Origin of the sequence: Pedobacter cryoconitis (genome assembly GCF_014200595.1) — a bacterium.
Classification (GTDB): domain Bacteria; phylum Bacteroidota; class Bacteroidia; order Sphingobacteriales; family Sphingobacteriaceae; genus Pedobacter; species Pedobacter cryoconitis_C.
The window spans coordinates 1,029,897-1,047,852 of record NZ_JACHCG010000001.1 but is presented as its reverse complement, the minus strand read 5'-3'; the positions used below and the strand labels follow the sequence as shown (position 1 = coordinate 1,047,852).

The window sequence follows — 17,956 nt, the reverse complement described above, 5'->3', positions numbered from 1 at the left end:
ACAGCGGGCTATATTCTTCCTATCCCTTAAATTGTTGCAAGTACGCTGTTAATTCAGCTCCCAATACCTGTACGTTATCATTTCCTACCAGTGAATCGTGATCCCCCGGCACAGTAATAACCTGCGTTGCAGTTGCAAAGGCTTCCCAGCCCAGGCTTCCGCTATTTTCCTCCCATGGCGTCTGTTCAGCTTTTACAATTAAAAGGCTTGCATTAATCTGCTCCTTAACTGTATATTCCAGAAAAGCATTGCTGATCACCAGGTTCAGTATCCTTAAAATAAAGCTGGTATAATGCTTGTTATTTCCAAGATTCTCCATCACAATTGAAGTAATTACCGGCATTATTTCTTCTCTGTCTGCTAAAGAAAATCCCTCTTTCAGCTTCCAGATCCATTCAGGATAAGGTTTAGTTACGATATTTCCCAGTTCAAATACCAGCATGGCCAGCCTGAAAAGGGTTTCCCCATTGTCATCGCCTCCATGAAATGAACTTTCCGTAGTGGTGTCTTTATCCAGAATAATCCCTGTCTGTACCTGTTCTCCGGCAGCTTCCAGCTGTTTGGTCATTTCGTGAATCATGATTCCTCCCAGTGAGTGCCCGATAAAACGGTACGGGCCAACAGGCTGTACTTCTTTCATCCATCCAATATTACGGGCAGCAATCACTGACAGCTCATGTTCAGGAGCCTCTCCTTCAAATACCCCCGGCATCTGCAATCCATAAAGGGCACAGGTTTCATTAAGCGACTGCCCTAAAGCACTGTACACCTCACAAACCCCAGCCGCTCCCGGCAGCATAAATACAGGAAATGAAAGCGGGCCATCATTTAATAAGACGACATGATCACTATATAGCTGTGCATCAGGCTGTATTGCTATATCGGGATCTTCTGTACGCAGATTAATGACTTCAGCAAGCTCATGTATGGTTGGATAATTGAAAATATCTTTGACATGAACTTTGACACCAATTTCCTTTTTGATCACAGAAACCAAACCAATCACCAGCAATGAAAGCCCGCCAAGCTCAAAGAAATTATCATAAATACCGATTCTTGGGATGCCCAGCATATTTTGCCAGATCTCTGCCAGTTCTCCTTGTAAATGATTACGGGGAGCTACATAAGCTGTAGCCAGCAGCTCATTGGTATCCGGATCAGGCAGCGCTTTTTTGTCTATCTTTCCGTTAGGTGTTAATGGAAGTTCTTCGAGCGTGATAAAGAACGAAGGCACCATATATTCCGGTAAAACTCCTTTTAACCAGTTCAGCATTGAATCCTTATGGTATGCCGGGTTTACAGCCAGATAAGCTACCAGACGTTTATTTCCGTTTGCGTCGTCTTTAACCACAACAACTGCCTGATTGATCTCTTCATATTGTTGCAGGACATTTTCAATCTCTCCAAGCTCAATTCTAAACCCGCGGACTTTTACCTGATCATCAATACGGCCAAGGTATTCGATATTTCCATCAGCCAGCCAGCGGCCAAGATCACCTGTCCGGTACATTTTACTGTCTGCATTAAATGGATTTTTAATAAACTTCGCGGCAGTCAGATCAGCCCGGTTTAAATAACCTCTGGAAACACCTATACCAGCAACACAAATTTCGCCAGTCACCCCTACCGGACAAAGATTCAGCTCATCATTCAGCACATATACCTGTAAATTCTGTATCGGACTACCCAGTGGTATATTGATCTGAACAGGAGTTTCGTACATTATATAGTGACAAATGTCATCCGAAGCCTCTGTAGGCCCATAAGCATTCACTACCGGGATACGTCCAAAATCAGGATGTCCAAACCATTGTGCAAGCAATGGCTGGCTGACTGCTTCACCGGTAACCAGCAGATATTGCAGTTTCTCCAGCTTAGTTGTCAGCTCTTCCCGCAGCACAGCAGTCAGATAAGAAGGAACCAGTTCTAAAATGGTTACCCCGTTTTCTTCCACTTTTTCAAGCAATGCCGCCGGTTGCAGCAGCAATTGTGAAGGATAAATAATCGTATGTCCTCCGCTTAACAGCCCGGAGAAGATCTGCCATACCGAAATATCAAAAGTATAAGAAGCTGTAAAAGCAACCACACTCTCTGCATTAAGGTGCAAATCATTAACTTTGGCATACAGGTGATTCAGCATACCAGCATGTTCTACCATTACCCCTTTTGGCTGTCCGGTAGAACCTGAGGTATAAATAACATAAGCCAGATCCCCAGGTTTTATCTCTCCAGCTGCGATAGCAGACGGATACCTTTTAATCACTGCAATATCCTGATCAAGTAAAACCAGCGGCACATCTGATACCGTATAAATCCGCTCACTTATATCTCCGGTAGTGATCACGATTGCAGCCGAAGTATCTTTTAATATATAACTGATCCTTTCTGCCGGATAGGTCGTATCAAGCGGCACATAAGCACCTCCTGCCTTCATTACACCCAGAATAGCAACCACCATTTCGGCCGACCTTTCCAGATAAATTGGAACCAGCATATCAGTTTTCACGCCTTTACTACGCAGGTAATTAGCCAGTTTCCCCGAAGCCTCATCCAGCTTTCGGTAAGACCAGATCGTGTTTTCAAACACAATTGCCGGCGCATCAGGCGTAAGCGCTGCTTGTTGCAATAACAAATCAACCAGTGTCTGCGTATCAGGATAAGCAACTATTTTATTGTTAAAAGTAACCAGCAACTGCTCCTGCTCCTGAGCAGTCATCAGTTCGACTTCTTTCCAGGTTTTCACTCCTTTTTCTACCAGTTGCAGCAGCACTTGTTTGAAATGCCCCATCATCATATCCACAGCCGTTGTATCCAGTAATTCCTCATTGTGAACAAACAGCAGATTAGTTTCTCTTCCTGTAATCACGTTAATTGTGAGTGGATAATTGGTTTGCGGATGTACAACAATATCACTCACTTCAAGTCCTCCGCCTTTTTGCAGATCAGATTCGCTGACAGGATAATTCTGGAAAACAATAGAGGTATCAAAAAGATCGCCTTTGATACTTGTCAGCCGCTGAATATCATTCAGCGTAGTATATTGATACTCCCTGCTTTCCAGTTGCCCTTGTTGTATTTTTTGCAGCCAGCTATTGATATCTGCCGATTGATCTAAGTTGATATAAAGAGGTAATGTATTGATATACATCCCCACTTTTCTTTCAATACCCGGCAAATCTTCAGGACGTCCGGATACAGTAACCCCATAAATGACATCAGCCCGACCGGTATATCTGTATAAAAGATATGCCCATACACCCTGCATCAATGAATTAACTGTTAAATGCTGTTGTTTCGCATAGTTTGAAATCAGCCCGGTCAATGCAGCATCGAACTTAATTATTCCTTCTTTCATACCCACACCACGGGTACGATCTGCCGTTGCACTAACAAAAGGAAGTAAACATCCTTCTTCGGCAGGCGCCAGATAATTACGCCAGTAAGCTGCGGTTTGATCTTTATCCTGCTGTGCTATATAACGGATATAGTCTTCATAGCGATCTGCTGGTTGTTCTTCTATCGGTTTCCCCGCTTCCAGTTGTTCGTAATTAGCAAACAGTTCAGCTAACAAGACCGGAACCGACCAGCCATCCAGCAGAATATGGTGGAAACTCCAAAGCATTCTGTAATGCACATCCGAAAGTTGTATCAGACAGATCCGCATCAATGGGGCTGCTTTCAGATCAAACCCCTGGATACGATCTCTATGCTCATATTCCTGTATAGCCTGTTCCTGAGCTGCTGGACTCAGACCACGGTAGTCAAGCAGATTTACCGAAAGGGAAACCTCTCTATAAACGCATTGTACAGGTATAGAGAACGCATCATGGTAGAAACCTGTTCTTAAAATACTATGTTGCTTGATCAGAATTTCCCAGCTGCGGATAAACTTATCCGTTTGCAGGGTCATCAGATCGCAGGAAAGCTGTTCTGTAAATGCACCTTGTTCATTGTACAACTCATGGAATAACATCCCTTCCTGTAAACCGCCTAAACGGTAAATACTTTCCAGTTGTGCCCTTCGTGGCTTACCCAGGTAAGCTTCGTCCAGGAATTTATCCAGCTCATTTACCGTAACCAAGCCATTTAAACCATAATCAAACGGAGTAAAGGCCGGTAAAACCTGTTCCGCACAATGGCCGATCAGATTTTGCAAGTTCTCCATATACAAGTCAGCTAGCTTATCGATACTGGCCACATCGTAATGCCTGGTACTATAACTCCAGTCCAGCAATAATTCACCACCCTGGATCATCGTATTTACGGATAATTGATCAGTTAATGGATAATCGTCTGCAACACTGTCGCCAGCCTGCTCATTGGCCATACCAATTTCTCCCTGTTCACTCACCATATTATCCAGCTGTCCAAGATAGTTGAACACCACATTCCATGCACTTTTCTGTTGCAGTGCAACTAATTTCTCTATGTATTTCAATACCCCAAAGCCTATTCCTTTTGCTGGTATTTTCCTTAATTGTTCTTTAATGGATCTCAGTGCATAACCAATATCCCTGCCTGTTTCTGTTTCAAGCGATACAGGATACAGGTTCGTAAACCAGCCTACCGTACGACTGGTATCAATACCAGCCATAATATCTTCCCGGCCGTGTCCTTCCAGTCCAACGGATATCCGGGAAATACCACTCCACTGGGATAAAGCCAGCGCCAGTGCACATAAAAGAATATCATTGATTTCTGTATGATAAGCTTGTGGTACTTCTTGCAGTAAGCGCTGAGTAGCTGCACTATTCAGCCGGGTTACTTTGGTGCCCATATCTGCCAGTGTCAAATGTCCTGTATAATTATGGTCTTCAGGTAATGCAACATAATGTTTAACAATATCCATCCAGTAAGCGTGCTGTTTGGAAATCGTCTGTCCATATCCTTCCAGCGCGGTATACCATTGACGGTACGAAGCACTTTTACTGCCCAGAACTGCCACCGCCTTTTTACCCGGCTCTTTAATCAGCAGTCCAAGATCTTCGAGTAAAATCCGCCATGAAACACCATCTACTGCAAGGTGATGAACAACCAATAATAAACGGTTATCCTGATCTTCTCCAGGGGTTAAAAACAAGATGGAACGGAAAATAATTCCCTGTTCAATATCCAGACTGCGTTGTGCAATTTCACCAGCTTGTTTAATCGCAGCAGGTACATCAGCTGTGGCCAGCGCGCTCAGGTCTATTGTTTCCAATGCTCCGGTATAGGTTCCGTACTCCTGTTCCCAATGGTCTTCTTTTTTAAGATAAGTAAACCTTAAAGCATCATGGTAATCAGCCAGCTGCAAGATCGAATCAGAGATTATAGTTACCGCGATCTGCTTGGAGACTGTTAAAAGCACGTGCTGATTAAAGTGTGATACCGAAGGTGTTTCCAACTCAAAGTACCATTGCTGAATAGGTAACAATCCACTTGTCCCACTTAAAAAGCCCTCTTCCGCGTAAGAAACAAGGTGTTCTCTTTCTTGTAATAATTTAGATAACCCGGCAATAGTCTGGTGTACAAATAAATCCTTCGGCTGGAATTCATAACCAGCTCTTTTGGCCCTGCTCACTGCCTGTATCGTAATGATCGAGTCCCCACCCAGTTCAAAGAAATTATCATGAATACCAACCTGCTCCAAACGAAGCAAGTCCTGCCAGATTTCTACCAGTGCTTTTTCTGTCGCATTACGCGGTGATTCATAACTATTGGTCAGCAATGTGCTGATATCCGGCTCAGGCAACATTTTCTTGTCTACCTTACCATTGCTGGTTAACGGTAGCTGATCCAGTGACACCCACAATGCAGGAACCATATAATCCGGTAAACGGTCTTTCAGATAAGCAATCAGCTCTCCTTTATCAAAAGAACCTTCAGCCACGATATAACCTACCAGTTGTTTATGCCCGCGATCATCAGATTTGACTAAGACCACCGCATGCTTCACCGCTGCATTTTGCTGTAATACATTTTCGATTTCCCCTAATTCTATGCGGTAACCACGAATTTTAACCTGATCATCAATGCGGCCAAGGTATTCAATATTACCATCTGGTAACCAGCGCGCAAGGTCTCCGCTCCGGTACATCCGGCCTCCGTAATTTGTATTAAACGGGTTTGACACGAATTTCTCCGCAGTTAGTGATTCCCGGTTCAGATAACCGGTTGCAAGACCTGCCCCACTGATACAAAGTTCACCAGGCACACCAACAGGGCTGATCCCGTTTGCAGCATTTAAAATATAAATCTGTGTATGACTAACCGGGATTCCAATTGGAGGCGCGGTCTCAGCATAGGCCGGTGAAAGTTCATAACTGGTAGTAACGACACTATTTTCTGTAGGGCCGTAGTTATTGATAATTTTGTAAGTTAAACCCTCCATATTCACAGCAGCCAGTTTATCTCCCCCTGCAAGCAGGTATTTTAAGGCAGATTCACGGTTTCTGCTGGCCTCAATAAACTCAGGAATCAGGACTGTAGAAAGGAAACTGTGTGTGATACCCTGTCCGATATAATAATCAGCAAGAGCTGATGGCGATAATCTTTGTTCGTCATCCACCACATAAAGCGCTGCTCCGGTACTTAATGTTGGCCACACTTCCCATCCAAAAGCATCAAAACCAACCCCCGCCGCTGTAGTAGTTCTACTATCCCTGGTCAGATGGTAACGTTCATGATGCCAGTTAATCAGATTGGAAAGCCCTGCATGTGTAATCTGAACCCCTTTAGGCTGTCCTGTAGAACCAGAAGTATAAATTACATAGACTAAATCATGCAGCTCAATATGGATCAGAGGAGCTGTTACAGGATACTGTTTAAGTTCATCCGTAAAACTCTCAGGATTAATGATTTCAAGACCTTCAACGACACCCAGACTGGCTGCTATTTTAGCATTACAGATCAATAAATTTGCTGCTGTATCTGCCAGCATATATTGAATACGTTCTGCCGGATACCCCGGATCGATAGGGACATAAGCACCGCCTGCCTTCATAATAGCCAGCATGGTCACTATAATACCCGCTGATCTTTCCTGACAAACCGGGACTAAAGTACCTTTGGTTACGCCTTTTTTACGCAGATAATGCGCAAAACGTGAAGATTGCTCATTCAGTTCACGATAACTTAATGAATCAGTACCTGTAATTACCGCAGCACGGTTTACCTGTGCTGCGGCGGCTGCCGCAAAAAGTTCGACAACGGTCTCAGTTGGTAAAAGAGAGATGTTTTTCGCATTAAAATCATATAAAATCTGCTGCTCTTCTGCTGTAGTCAGTAAATTCAACTCTCCGAATTTAAGTGATTTAACTGAAGAAGCGATCTGCTCTAATACTGTTTTAAAATGATGTGCTATTGCTTTGATATAGGTATGCCCAATCAGGTTATTATGACTAAAATGGATGTCTATTTGTTTTCCAGCCATGATAATCACACTTAACGGATAATTGGTATGCTCTTCTGAGGATACATTTTCCACCCTCAATTTCCAGGGCTGCGCGTTAAGTGTTTCACTCACCGGATAATTTTCAAAAACCATCAAAGTATCAAACAAATCACCTGTTATACCCGAAAGACGTTGTATTTCGCTCAGGCTATTGTACTGATAAGCCCTGCTTTCTAATTGTTCTGTTTGAATCTGCTGTAATCCTGCGGCAAAATCCTGTGCTAAATCTACTCTTCCATGTAATGGCAAAGTATTAATATACATTCCCACAGCACTCTCCACACCAGCCAGGTTCTCAGGACGTCCTGAAACTACAATTCCAAATGCGACGTCTTTTCTGCCCGTATAGCTATATAATAGATAAGACCATACACCTTGCATCAGTGTATTGATCGTTACCCGGTTCTGCTGTGCATAACGTGTTAAGCGCGCTGTAAATTCAGCATCAAGCTGGAAGACCTCTTCACCGTACCCCCCATGGCTTTTTGTACGGTCTGATGCGTTGGAGATGAAAGGTAATAAGCTAGCCTCATCCAGCCCATCCAGATATTTACGCCAGTAAGAAGTTGCTTCTTCTTTATCCTGACGTTCGATATAACGGATATAATCTTCATAACGGTCTGGCGTAAGCACAGGCATTGGTTTTCCGCTAACCAGATTTTCATAATTCGTGAGCAGTTCTTCCATCACAATTGGCATAGACCAGCCATCGAGCAGGATATGGTGATGACTCCACAACATATAATAACGTTCGCTATCGAGTTTAATAAAACAGATGCGCATTAATGGTGCTGCTGTAAAATCAAAGCCTTTTTTAAGATCTGCCGATTCGTAATCACGAATATATTGTTCCTGTTCTGTTTTGTTCAGCTGACTGCAATCCAATATTTCCACTGGTATTTTCACCTCATGGTAAACACATTGTACAGGTATTTTGAACTCATTGTAATAGAATCCGCTGCGCAGGATACTGTGACGCTTTAATATGCCATACCAGCTTTGCACAAATGCATCAATATCGGGAGTGACCAGCTCACAAGAGAACTGTTTGCTATAAGCTCCGGCCTGATCATCGTATAAACTATGAAACAGCATCCCTTCTTGTAAACCGCTTAATCTTGAAATACTTTCCAGTTGCAAACGACGCGAAGCACCGTTATAATCTTCATCGAGGAATTTATCAAGTTCTTCATTGGTGATTTCTTCACCGAGATTATAATCCGATGGCGTAGATACAGGGATTTCTACAGCAATAGCATAGTTAATCAGGTTTTCCAGATTTTCCAGATAAGCTGCTGCGATTTCCGCAATCGAATCCGGCGTGAAATGACGGTTGCTGAAACTCCAGTTCATCCGGAGCTCCCCACCCTGTACCAAACTGTTGATCGACAACAATTCTCTGACCGGATGACTTTCAGCGGCAGAACTGCCTGTAGATTCAGTTGCGCCAGACAAAAGCGTATTTCCTTCTTCCTGAACCAGGTTATCCAGTTGCCCAAGGTAATTGAATTCCACTTCCCAGGGATCAGTTCCCTGTAAGACATCGGCCTTATTGATATATTTTAAAATACCATATCCCAGACCCTTATCTGGTATTTGGCGAAGTTGTTCTTTGACATTCTTCAATTGCAGGCCATAATCTGCATCAGAAGCTACGGAGAGCATAACCGGGTATAAACTAGTGAACCAGCCAACGGTACGGCTGATATCAACACCCGGAATAAAGTCTTCCCTGCCATGACCTTCCAGTCCGATAACCACTTGATTATGATCGTTCCATTTAGCTAAAGTCAACGCTAATGCAGTTAACAAGACATCATTAACAACGGTATGGTAAGCACGGGGCACTTCCTGCAATAATTGACGGGTAAGTACCGCATCCAGGGTAACCGTGTGCTGTTCAATATCTCCGCCTGTTAAAGTTCCTGACCATGCATTAACTGTACGCATTGGCCTGGCAGCAGCGACTGCTGTTTCCCAATAACGGCGTTGCTGCTGTACAGCATGACGTGCGCCATAAGTTTCCAATGACCGATACCATTGACGGTAGGAAGCGGTTTTATAAGCTGGAAGTGCTTCTTTGGCTAACAGCAACTCCAGGTCTTCGAGCAGGATACGCCATGAAACTACGTCTACTGCAAGATGGTGAACAATAATTAACAACCTATTTTTCTCTTCTGTATCAGGAGTTAACAATAATACAGTACGTAATACAATACCCGCTTTCAGATCCAGACTGCTTTGATATTGATTATTATTAGCAGCAATCACAGCTGGCAAATCTTCGGAAGATACTTGGCGCAGATCGTTGATTTCAAGGGCTCCGGCATAATTGCCATAAGCTTGTTTCCATCCATCAGCTGTTTGCGTATAGGTAAAACGCAATACATCATGTGCAGCAACTAACTGACTGATCGCTGAAGACACAGTCTCTGTGGTTACACTTTTATCAATAGAGAGCAGTACATCCTGATTGTAATGAGAAATTTCTGCTGCCCCCGATTCAAAATAATGTTGCTGAATTGGCAGTAAACCACTCTCTCCGTCCAGTAAACCTTGTTCACCTGATGATGCAGTTTCTGCTGCGGTTAACAGACAGACCGATAACCCTGCGATCGTCTGATGAACAAACAGATCACGCGGATGCAGGCTGAAACCGGCACGGCGTGCACGGCTCACTACCTGGATTGTAATAATCGAATCTCCGCCCAGTTCAAAGAAGTTATCATAAATCCCTACTTTGGGAATATGCAGCAGTTCCTGCCAGATCTCAGCCAGAATAGTTTCCTGTTCGTTGCGCGGAGCGGTATAAACGCCTGTTTGTAAAGTGCCCATATCAGGATCAGGTAAACCTTTACGGTCTATTTTCCCGTTACCTGTTAATGGCAACTCATCCATGGCAACAAAAAGACCTGGAACCATGTACTCCGGTAAATGATTTTTCAACCAGCTTACCGTCGCTTCCCGATCAAAAACACCTTCTGCAACCACATAGGCTACTAAACGTTTGTTTCCACTTTCATCAGTTTTGACGATCACCGCAGCCTGCACAATCGCCTCATGCTGCTGTAATACATTCTCAATCTCTCCAAGCTCGATACGGAAACCACGGATTTTAACCTGGTCATCAATACGGCCCAGATATTCAACTGTCCCATCCGGTAACCAGCGCCCCAGATCTCCGGTACGGTACATCTTGCCTTTGGTCTCAAATGGTGTATCCACGAAACGTGAAGCAGTCAGCTCTGATCTGTTCAGGTAACCTCTGGATACCCCGATCCCGGCAACACAAATTTCACCCGGTACCCCCACAGGGCAAAGCTGATCACTGGCAGACAGTATATAAATACGCATATTCTGTACTGGTTTACCTACCGGAACATTGATCCTTGAAGGGGTCTCGTACATGATATGGTGACAGATATCATCCGATGCTTCAGTAGGCCCATAAGCATTGACTACCGGGATACGGCCATAGTGCGGATGCGCAAACCATTGCGCCAATAAAGGCTGGCTTACCGCCTCTCCTGTCACCAGCAAGTAAGACAATTTGTTTAAGTGAGCTAACGTATGCTCTTGTAAAACAGCATTTAAATAAGAAGGGACAAGCTCCAGGATTGTAATTCCGTCCGCTTCCACTGCATCAATCAGAATCGCTGGTTCCAGAATCCTTTCTGAAGAATAGATTACTGTTTTACCTCCGCAAAGCAAAGCGGAGAACAGCTGCCAAACGGAAATATCAAAAGTATAAGAAGCAGTAAAGGCAACGACCGTTTCTGCTGTTAATTGTAAATCATTGATTTTAGCATAAAGGTGATTCAGCATCCCTGCATGCTCCACCATTACCCCTTTTGGTTTGCCGGTAGAACCAGAAGTATAAATCACATAAGCCAGATCGCCAGGCCCGGCAGGATTCAATGGACGGCTAATTGCCCATGTGCTGATTTTCTCCCTTTCGGTATCCAGTAAAACCGTATCTGCTGAAGCAAAAGCCGCGATACTTGTTTTCAAATCACTGGTCGTGATTACAACTGAAGCGCTGGTATCTTCCAGCATAAAAGCAATCCTGTCTTCAGGATAACCCGGATCAATCGGAACATAAGCTCCGCCTGCTTTCAGGACTCCTAAAATCGCTATAGCCATCTCCGCAGAACGTGCTAAACAAACCGGCACTAAGACATCAGTCACCACTCCTTTGCTGCGCAGATAACCCGCAAGCTGATTAGAACGTTCATTTAATTCCTGATAAGTGTAAACTATATCTTCAAAAACCAAAGCAGGTGAAGAAGGATAAAGCAAGACCTGTGCTTCAAAAATCCCGATAGCAGTCTGATCCTGCGGATAAGCAGTCTCTGTATGGTTAAAAGTCTTTAACAGTTGTTCCTGTTCTGCAACAGTCAGCAGTTCAATATCGGCCAGGGTACCAGTCTCATGCACCAGTATTTGTTTCAACACCTGCTCTAAATGCGCAGCAATAGCAGTTACATAGTTATCTTCGAGCAAAGTACTGTTATAACTCAATACGACATTAATCACTGCGCCAGAGGAAACAATCAGACTGAGCGGATAATTGGTTTGCTCACGCATCTCTGCATTTTGCAGTTCGACATTATCCGAAGAATCCGAAACGACTTTACTAACCGGATAATTCTCAAATACGAGTAAACTATCAAAAAGATCACCTTCTACCATAGCCCATTTCTGCGTAACATTCAAAGGGGTATGCTGATACTCTCTGCTTTGTAACTGGCTGATTTGTAACTCCTGCAACCATTGTATAATACCAGCAGAGCCATCTATTACCGTATATAATGGCAAAGTATTAATATACATCCCTACTGCACGTTCCACACCGGGCAAATCTTCCGGACGGCCTGATACTGTAACTCCGTAAACCACATCCGGACGGCCTGTATACCGATACAGTAAATAAGCCCAAACCCCTTGCATCAGTGTATTCACAGTTACCCGATGTCTTTGCGCAAAACGCGCAAGCTGTGCTGAGAAAGCAGCATTTAAGACTAAAGGCTGTTCACGGTACTCACCAATCCCTTTATTTCTGTTAATGGTCGTGCTTACAAAAGGAAGTAAACATCCTTCGCTGATCCCTTTCAGGTAACCGCGCCAGTATAATTCCTCCTCTTCCTGATCACGGCGCTCTGTATAGCGGATGTAATCTTCGTAATTATCTTTAGCAATGACCGGCAATGGATTACCCGCCGCAAGTGCCTCATAAGCAAGCAATAGCTTTTCAAGTAATACCGGCGACGACCAGCCATCCAACAACATATGGTGGAAATTCCATAGCAAACGGTAACGGTTATCTTCCAGCCGTGTCAGTGTAATCCGCATTAACGGAGCTGCTGTAAAATCAAATCCATTCAGTTTAGCATTTGCTTCAAATTCCTGGATTGCTTGTTTTTGTGTCTTTTCATCCAAATGACGATAATCAAGCATAGTCACAGGCAGTTCTACCTCGTGGTATACACATTGTACCGGAACTGAAAACACGTCATAGTAAAAACCGCTTCTCAGAATACTGTGATGCGCTAACAGGTATTGCCAGCTTTGTAAAAATGCAGGCACGTTCAGCTCAGTCAGTTCCCCCGTAAATTGCTCTACATAAGCACTTGCCTGCCCGTCATAGATACTATGGAATAACATCCCTTCTTGCAAACCACTTAGGCGGTACATACTTTCCAGCTGCATCCTTCGCGGAGTTCCATTGAAATCTTCTTCCAGAAAATTATCCAGTTCCCCGTTCGTAACCAGACCGCTAAGGTTGTAATCGGCTGGTGTATAAGAAACGTGCATCTGGCTGGCACAATGACCAATTAATTCTTCCAGGTGAGACATATACTGCTCAGCTAACCGGGATATCCCTTCTGCTGTAAAATGCTTATTGCTATATGTCCAGGTCACCAGCAGCGCCCCTCCCTGAATCACACTATTCACAGACAGGTTCTCTCTCACAGGATAAGCCTCATCTATAGCTGTCCCAGTATTTTCAACAGCAGCGTCCAATGCCTCTTCTGCATGGACCGCGTTATCCATCTGCCCTAAATAATTAAAGATGATGTCCCACGGCTCAGCTCCTTGCAGCGCAGCTGTTTTATTAATATATTTCAATACGCCATAGCCAATTCCCTTATCAGGAACCTGGCGCAATTGCTCTTTTACTGCTTTTAACAACGAACCATGATCCTGATTCTCTTCCACTTCCAGCAAAACCGGAAAAAGACTGGTAAACCATCCAACCGTTCTGCTGGTATCTATATCTTTTAAAATGTCTTCACGCCCATGTCCTTCCAACCCTATAGAAACCTGACCATGGCCATTCCACTCCGCTAAGGTAAGCGCCAGTGCACTCAACAAAAGATCATTGATTTCGGTATGATAAGCACGATTTGTATCTTGTAATAAGCTGCGGGTAGCCTCACTATTCAGCGTTGCGGTATGGTTAACCGTATCTGCGATCGTCACTATTCCTTTTTCTTCTTTTTCAGTTTTCAGCGGATGATAGGCGGCCGTAACCTTTTCCCAATAATCCTGCTGACACGTTAAACGGCGGCGCTGGCCATAATCAACCAATGCACTATGCCACTGGCGATAAGAACTGCTTTTATGTCCTAAAACAATGCTGGCCTGCTGATCAGGATGTTCCATCAGCAAACCAATATCTTCCAGTAAAATACGCCATGATACCCCATCCACAACCAGGTGATGACCAACAAATAAAAGGCGGTGATGTGCATCTGTTTCGGGAGTCTGGATTAATACTGCACTAAAAAGTATGCCCTGCTCAATATCCAGACTACGTTGCGTCAGCTCACAAACTGCTGTGATCTCTTCCAGCAATTGAGAAGCAGGTAATTCTTGCAGGTCAACTATCTTCAAAGCACCTGCATGCTGACCATAAGTTTGCTCCCAGCCATGGCTTCCGGCTTTGTAAGCAAAACGCAAAGCATCATGATAAGTAACCAGCTGTTCAACTGCTGCAATCAGAATTGCAGGTTCAATAGCTTTATCAATACTCAATAATACCTGCTGGTTGAAGTGTGAAGGGTTTGGTCCGGTAGCTTCAAAAAACCACTGCTGGATCGGTAACAAACCTGCTGTTCCAACAAGCTGTCCCTGCTCAGCAGTGACCTCATTACTTTTTCTGGCCAGCAATAATGCAGCTAGCTTCTCTACCGTTTGGTATATAAACAAGTCCTTCGGGTTAAGATCATAACCAGCACGTTTCGACCTGCTTACTACCTGAATAGTAATAATAGAATCACCACCAAGTTCAAAGAAGTTATCATGAATACCTACTTTTGACACCCCTAATAAATCCTGCCAGATCGCAGTCAGGGTCTGCTCCATCGGGTTACGTGGCGCAACGTAATCATTCACAGAAACGATCACATCTGTGGGTTCAGGTAAGGCTTTCCGGTCTATTTTACCATTAGGCGTAAGCGGTATTGTTTCCAGTGGAAGCAAGATCGACGGGATCATATAATCCGGTAATTTATCTTTCAGATAGGCTACGATACCTTCTCTGTCAAAAGAACCTTCAGGAATAATATAACCAACCAGCCTGTTATTTCCATTCTGATCTGGCTTGACAGCAATCACAGCTGCATTCACCAGCTCACATAATTGTAATTCTGCTTCAATTTCACCTGGTTCGATACGGAAACCTCTGATTTTCACCTGATCATCAATACGACCGAGATATTCTATATGACCATTGGGCAACCATCGGGCAAGGTCGCCTGTGCGGTATAAACGTGCGCCTGGTTTAGGGAGATAAGTATCAGGGATAAATTTCTCCGCTGTCAGCTCTGGGCGTTTCAGATAACCACGGGCCACGCCCGGACCACCCACACATAATTCTCCTGCAACACCTACAGGGCATAATCTACCCTGTTCACCTTGAATATAAACTTGTACATTTTCTATTGGCTTACCAATAACAACCGTATTATTTTCTAAGATCGGCTCGTCTGTTAAACTTGTACAAACGGTATTTTCTGTAGGGCCGTAGGCATTGATCACACGGATGCCTTTAGCTTTAATATAACGGGCGTCCTCCCGGTTTAATGGTTCTCCGGCAGATACTACAGTCGTCACCGGCCCCAGCACATCTTTCACCAGATGCTGATAAGAAGGCGGCAAAGTCACGACCTCAACCTGATGCCTTTTAACCATTGCCCCAAAACTTTCAGCCGAAAGCAGATCCTCTTTTTTCGGTAAAACCAGTACGCCTCCGCTCAATAAAGTATTAAATACTTCGTAGCAGGAGGCATCAAAACCAAAAGAAGCAAATTGCAGGAATCTTGTTCCATAAGTTAAACGCAGTGCATTACGCTGACTCATGGCCAGGTTAACTACTCCGTTATGTTCAATCAGCACACCTTTTGGTTTTCCGGTCGAACCAGAGGTATAGATCACATAAGCCAGGTTTTCGGCGGCTAAAGAGGTGCTGACCGGCCCTTTTACATGTGCACCTATTTCATGCCATTCTTCATCCAGCGCAATCACTTCAATATGATCTGCCAGCGGTGGTAATTTAGGTTTACTGTTCCCATCGGTAATAATTACGCTGGCCGCAGTATCTTCTAAGATATAACTGATCCTGGATGCCGGGTAATCCGGATCGATAGGCACATAGGCAGCTCCTGCTTTCAGAATACCAAAAATCCCGATGATCATTTCCAGAGACCTGCCTAAACAGATAGGAACAAGGGTCTCTGTGGTTACTCCTTTAACAATCAGATAATGTGCAAGCTGATTAGCCCGCTCATCTAATTCTTTATAACTCAAAGAATGCTCTTCAAATACAACCGCAATGGCATCAGGTGCGTATTCAACCTGAATTGCAAAGGCATCCAGCAAAGTAGTTCCTGGTTCAAGTTCATGGTCAACCGCTGTTTCATTGAATGAAAGCAGCAATTGCTCTTCTGTAGTACTCAGCATTTCCAGATCGCAGATCCTGGTCACCGGATTAGCTACAATAGCTCGTAATAACAGCTCAAAATGGCCAACCATACGTGAAATCGTCTCTTCCCGATAAAGATCTGTACTGTATTCAACTGCCCCGGACAGACCGTTCTCAGTTTCCCGGAGTGTAAGTGTGAAATCAAATTGTATTTTAGTCTGCTCCATTGGCTCGGCAGAAAGTTCCACATCCTGGAGTTTCAAATCACCGTCCCCGGGGATATTCAGCAAAGTGAAACAAACCTGAAACAATGGGTTACGGCTAAGATCACGCTCTTTGACAACAGCTTCCACTATTTTCTCTAAAGGAAGATCCTGATGCTGATAAGCATTCAGCGTCGTATCTTTTACCTGTTGCAATAAAGCCTCAAATGTAGGGTTATCACCCAGATCACTGCGTAAAGCCAGTGTATTGACAAAAAAACCAACCAAACCTTCTAATTCCTGCTGTGTCCTGCCCGCAGTAGGCGTACCTACACAGATATCATCCTGACCAGTATAACGGTATAACAAGACCTTAAATGCGGTCAGCAAGGTCATAAACAAAGTAGCATCATGGCTTCGGGACAGCGTTTGCAGCTTTTCTGCCAGTGCCAGATCAAAACTGAACTCACTGACAGCACCTCTTGAACTCTGTACCGCCGGACGTGGATAATCAGCAGGTAAAAACAAGGTCGCCACCCCGTTCAGCTTCTTTTTCCAGTAATCCAGATGGAATTTTTCAACCTGCGGAGAAACCTGCTCCCGCTGCCATACCGCATAATCAGCGTATTGTATTTCGAGCACAGGTAATTGAACCTGTCTTTTTTCTGTACTGGCGTTATAAAATTCGATCAGTTCATTGACAATAATTCCTGTAGACCAGCCATCTGAGGCTATATGGTGCATAGTCACCAATAACACATATTCATCCGCGCCAAGCACAATCAGGTAAGCACGTAACATATGGTCAGCAGCCAGGTTAAATGGTGCATCTGTTAGTTCTTTAATCCCTGCACGCAAGGCCTCTGGACTACTTTTGTAGATCAGATCATCAAGAACGACCAGTTTCCACTTATTTTCCGGCAAAATATGCTGATAGGGTTTTCCGTCCTCTCCCAGTATGACAGTTCTCAATACCTCGTGGCGGTTTACAATTCCATTCAGTGCAAACTCCAATGCTCCCTGGTCAAGCTTCCCTTTAAGCCTCAATACCGTCGGGATATGATAAGCTGTACTCCCTTCCAGCTGATCCAGGAACCAAAGGCGTTCCTGACCAGATGAAAGTGGAATATGTTTGATTGTACCCCTTTCAAAGGGTACAATCTTATTTTCATCAGCGATAACTGTGGCGGCGCTATGCTTTTTGAAATAGGTAATTAAATGTTCTTTCCTTAGTTTCAACTCTTCCAAAAGACTGCTATCTATCACTTGATCTTTGCGCATCTTAATCTTTAGCCGGTCATCATCTAGTGTAATCTTAATACCGACATTATTTGCTTTGTTTAACAGCTCTACTACATCAATCAAATTAAAACTGGACATAATTATGTTTTTTAT

Annotated in this window: 1 protein-coding gene; it reads right to left on the bottom strand. The window is 44.0% G+C overall.

What is annotated here, in order from left to right; all coding sequences use genetic code 11:
• Nucleotides 1-19: 19 nt before the first annotated feature.
• On the bottom strand, nucleotides 20-17,941 hold the full coding sequence (locus HDE70_RS04455) for a non-ribosomal peptide synthetase (RefSeq protein WP_183888249.1): 17,922 nt from the start codon (nucleotides 17,939-17,941) through the stop codon (nucleotides 20-22).
• Between the last annotated feature and the right edge of the window lie 15 nt (nucleotides 17,942-17,956).

Coding starts and splice junctions, on each gene's coding strand:
- HDE70_RS04455 (WP_183888249.1), bottom strand. CDS start 17,941: ATGTCCAGTTTTAATTTGATTGATGTAGTAGAGCTGTTAAACAAAGCA.